Genomic DNA, 3,557 nt, shown 5'->3' with positions numbered 1-3,557 from the left:
GGTCTGCAGCCCCGCTGACAGCGGCCGGCCGCATCCCTGCGCAGGCACTGCGGCGGGCCCGCCGCGGGAAGTCCTAGGTCGCCTCTGAGTCGAAGGGTGCCGGTTCGCCCTCGGGCAGCCGCTCGAGCACCCGCTCGGGGCGGTGCGCGGCGACAGCAGTCGCGGCAGCGGCCGTGGAGACCGTTGCCGGTGCCCCGGCGCTCATCGGCTTGGTGTCATCGTCAAGGAGCGCTTCCTTGATGATCCGGCGGGGATCGTACTGGCGCGGATCGTACTTCTTCCAGTCGACCTCATCGATGTCGATGCCGACTTCTTCCTTGATCTGTTCCCGCGCACCTGACGCCATCCGGCGCACTTCCTTGACAATATTGGCAAGTTTTTGGGTGTATTCGGGCAGCCTGCTGGGACCAATCACCAGAAGGCCGATGATCAGCAGAAGTAAGAACTCCGGTCCATTGATTCCAAGCACTTTAGGAAGGTTACCCTCTCGCTCGGGCTGGCGACGATTCCGCGAAGTCCGTATGCCGGCCATGTCCGGCCCGTCCCTGCCTCACGGTGCCAGGTGCTCCAGGATTCGGCTCAATCCGCGCTCGATCCGTTCCGGAATTCCGTTGTGCGAGGCCGGCACGGGAGTGCGACTGCTGACCCGGGTCAGCGCGGCAACGCCGTCGTCCGCCTGCTCGGCCGGCAGGTCCGAAATGTACGTGTATGTCGCCGCCGACGTCTGGTAGATGGCCCGGTAGGGCGGGGCGGGGTTGACCCAAAGAAAGCCATACCCGGGTTCGGGGGCGGCCGACGGCGTGCCGGCCTTGGCCGGGACAAAGCCGTCAGCCACGGCGGCGTGTCCGGTCAGCACGTTGATGGGCGAATCTTCGGCCTGTGCGGGTGCGGGGGGCGCCGCGGGCGCCCGCGTCGAAGCGTGCTGCTCAAGGACCGTGGCGAAGTGCCGGCCATCCGTGAGGCGAAGTTCCAGGACCTCGTCCCCGGAGATGACGCCGGCACGGGCCCAGAGGAGGTGGAATCCGAGCTCGCGCAGCTCCGGACATGTCCACCCCTGCGAGCGGAACGCAGCAAGCTCACCGGTGTTCAGCGTCCCGGCAGGGGTGAAGTCGGGCTCGCCGCCGAGGCCGAACGCAACACGGGGCCCGGTTCCCTCAGCGCCGGGGACGCCGGATCCGCTGGCGTCGAACAGCTCCGTTGCACCGAGCGGCTCACCGCTGCCGGGCAGCCCGGGGGCATCCGGGTGGGCGAGGGTGGCAGTCCCTGCGCCCTCGGCGGGGACCGCGTCGTCGCCTCCCATGACGTACGCGGTGCCGGTCATGAGGGCCAAAGCGGCGACGGCTCCGCCGACAGCAAGCACCGGCAGGCGCGGGCCGCGGCGACGGGCGCCGTGTGGACCCGCGGCGGCGGCGCGACCGGCGACCGGTCCCGCCGTCCCTGGCCGACCCGGCACGGGGTGTCCTGCCGGGAACCGGTCCGAGGGCCACGGACGATGGCCGGCCCCGGCGGCATCCGCCGCGCCCGGCCGTTCCGCTGCATCCAATACGTCCGCTGTGTCCGCCGGGCCGGGGCGTTCCGCCATGGCCCGTTCCGGAGCTGAAGGTGCCGAAGGTGTAGGAGCCGTAGGTGCCGGAGCTGTAGCTGCAGGCACCGTAGCTTCCGGGGCTGTTTGTTCCCGCTCCGCTTCGGCTGTCCGTTCCGCGGCCGCCCGTTCCGCGGCCAGCTGACCGGTCCGTGCCAGGAGCCGTGCAGTCAGGTCCTCACTGGCCTCGGGCACGGCGGCGCCGCGGAGCTTCTCGAGGTACTGGCGTTCGCGCTGTTGCCGGGCGCGGCATTCGGCACACGATTCCACGTGATCGTGGCGGCCGGCGGCCCATTTCCGGGTAGCCCCGGGCCCGCCCCAGAACCTGCAGCCTGGTGCTCCCAGCAGCCGTCTCAGCAGACCCATTGACCGGTTCAGAGGAGGCCGGCGATGCGCGGCATCTTGAGCCGCGGCTTGAGGGACTGCTTGGCCGGCTGCGCCGGGCGCGGGTCGCGGTGCGCGAGTTTTTCACGGAGCATTGTCCGGCCGCGGTGAATCCGGGACCGGACGGTCCCGAGTTTGATGTCCAGCGCGGCGGCGACTTCGTCGTAGGAGAGCCCTTCGAGGTCGCACAGCACGACGGCGGCGCGGAAGTCGGGCGGAAGTTCCTCCAGCGCTGCCTGGACATCGACGTCGAGGTTGTTGAACTCGAAACTTTGCTCCGGCCCGGGCTCCCGGCCCGGCAGCCGCGACTCGGCGTCGTCGGCCAACGCATCAAAGCGGATCCGGCTCTTGCGCCGGGCCTGGTCCAGGAACAGGTTGGTGGTGATCCGGTGCAGCCAGCCATCGAGCGTGCCGGGCTTGAAGTTCTCGAGCGAACGGAAGACCCGCACAAACACCTCCTGGGTGAGGTCCTCGGCGTCGTACTTGTTTCCGGTCAGACGGTACGCAAGGCGGTAGACCTTGGCGGAGTGGTTCGTCACCACTTCCTCCCAGGTCGGCCGGACCCATTCGGCTTCCGCCGCGGTCCGGGACTGGCCGGTTGAATCTGTTGCCTCTGTTGCCGGGACAGGTGCCAGAATCGACATCGTCCACTCCCCTCGTGGATGGTACCTACGCCTGAATTGTGCCTGCTTGCACAGGTTCCTGCACCCTTCATTCGACGCCGATCACCACGCGGATGAGCGGATACCCATCATTTCAAAATAAGCTGGGAATTTCCTGATCCACCGCGGTCTTCCGCCGAAGGCAGAACGACCCCCTCCGGCCGGGGCCACGGTGCTGCCGCTTCCGCGTCCCGTCACGCCGGACACAGTACGCTGTAGGGAACACTCCCCTGCCGCCCAGAAAGCGATATCCCATGAGCGCCGATAAGTCCACGAGCTGGTCCTATGCAGAAGATCTGCCTGCCGAGGATGAGGTCCTGTTGCACGCGCGCGAACGGTCCTTCGAGCTTGGCGTGACCCCGATCGGCCCCGGCGTGGGCGCCGTGCTGACGGTGCTGGCGGCGGCGTCCAAGGCACAGACCGCCGTGGAGATCGGCACCGGCGCAGGCGTGTCCGGCGTGTGCATCCTGCGCGGGCTGGGTCCGCAGGCTGTCCTGACCACTATCGACGTCGACGTCGAACACCTCAAGGCAGCCCGCGAAGCGTTCCAGGAGGCCGGCAGCCCCGCCAACCGCACCCGCACCATTTCGGGCCGGGCCGGGGATGTCCTGCCCCGGCTTACGGACGGCGCCTATGATCTCGTCTTCATTGACGCGGACAAACCGAACTACCCCAGTTACGTCGAACAGGCCGTGCGGCTGCTCAAATCCGGCGGGCTGCTGATCGTCAACGATGCCCTCGACAAGGACCGGGTCGCGAACCCGGCCGCCCGGGAAGCCACCACCGTGGTGTTGCGCCAGATCGGCAAGTCCATCCGCGACGACGACCGTCTCGCTTCCGCCATGCTGCCCACCGGAGACGGCCTGCTGATCGCGGTGAAGAAGTAGCCGCCAGGATTCACTAGCCCGGGTGCAGGGGCGGGCGCTGAC

The 3,557-nt window shown here is 68.5% G+C and carries 4 protein-coding genes; 1 reads left to right on the top strand and 3 read right to left on the bottom strand.

Annotation, left to right across the window (positions count from 1 at the left end):
• Positions 1–73 precede the first annotated feature (73 nt).
• The 3 genes from LQV45_RS21015 to sigE all read right to left on the bottom strand — a co-directional run bounded on the left by LQV45_RS21015 (position 74) and on the right by sigE (position 2,610).
• A complete protein-coding gene (locus tag LQV45_RS21015; protein WP_230008673.1) occupies positions 74–469 on the bottom strand; it encodes a twin-arginine translocase TatA/TatE family subunit in 396 nt (131 codons plus the stop codon).
• 81 nt (positions 470–550) lie between these two features.
• Complete coding sequence (locus tag LQV45_RS21010; RefSeq protein WP_230008674.1) at positions 551–1,453, bottom strand: hypothetical protein; 903 nt, start codon at positions 1,451–1,453, stop codon at positions 551–553.
• Positions 1,454–1,956: 503 nt separating this feature from the next.
• Positions 1,957–2,610, bottom strand: a complete 654-nt coding sequence (gene sigE, locus LQV45_RS21000) for an RNA polymerase sigma factor SigE (RefSeq protein WP_079550334.1) — start codon at positions 2,608–2,610, stop codon at positions 1,957–1,959.
• Positions 2,611–2,882: 272 nt separating this feature from the next.
• On the opposite strand from sigE, the gene LQV45_RS20995 reads away from it, so the two are divergent.
• The gene (locus LQV45_RS20995; RefSeq protein ID WP_018773821.1) at positions 2,883–3,515 is read left to right on the top strand and encodes an O-methyltransferase; all 633 of its coding nucleotides are present in this window, start codon (positions 2,883–2,885) and stop codon (positions 3,513–3,515) included.
• Positions 3,516–3,557 lie beyond the last annotated feature (42 nt).

This window comes from Microbacterium sp. Bi128 (genome assembly GCF_918698205.1).
Note: the sequence above shows the minus strand (reverse complement) of the source record. Positions and strands in the feature narration are given on the sequence as shown.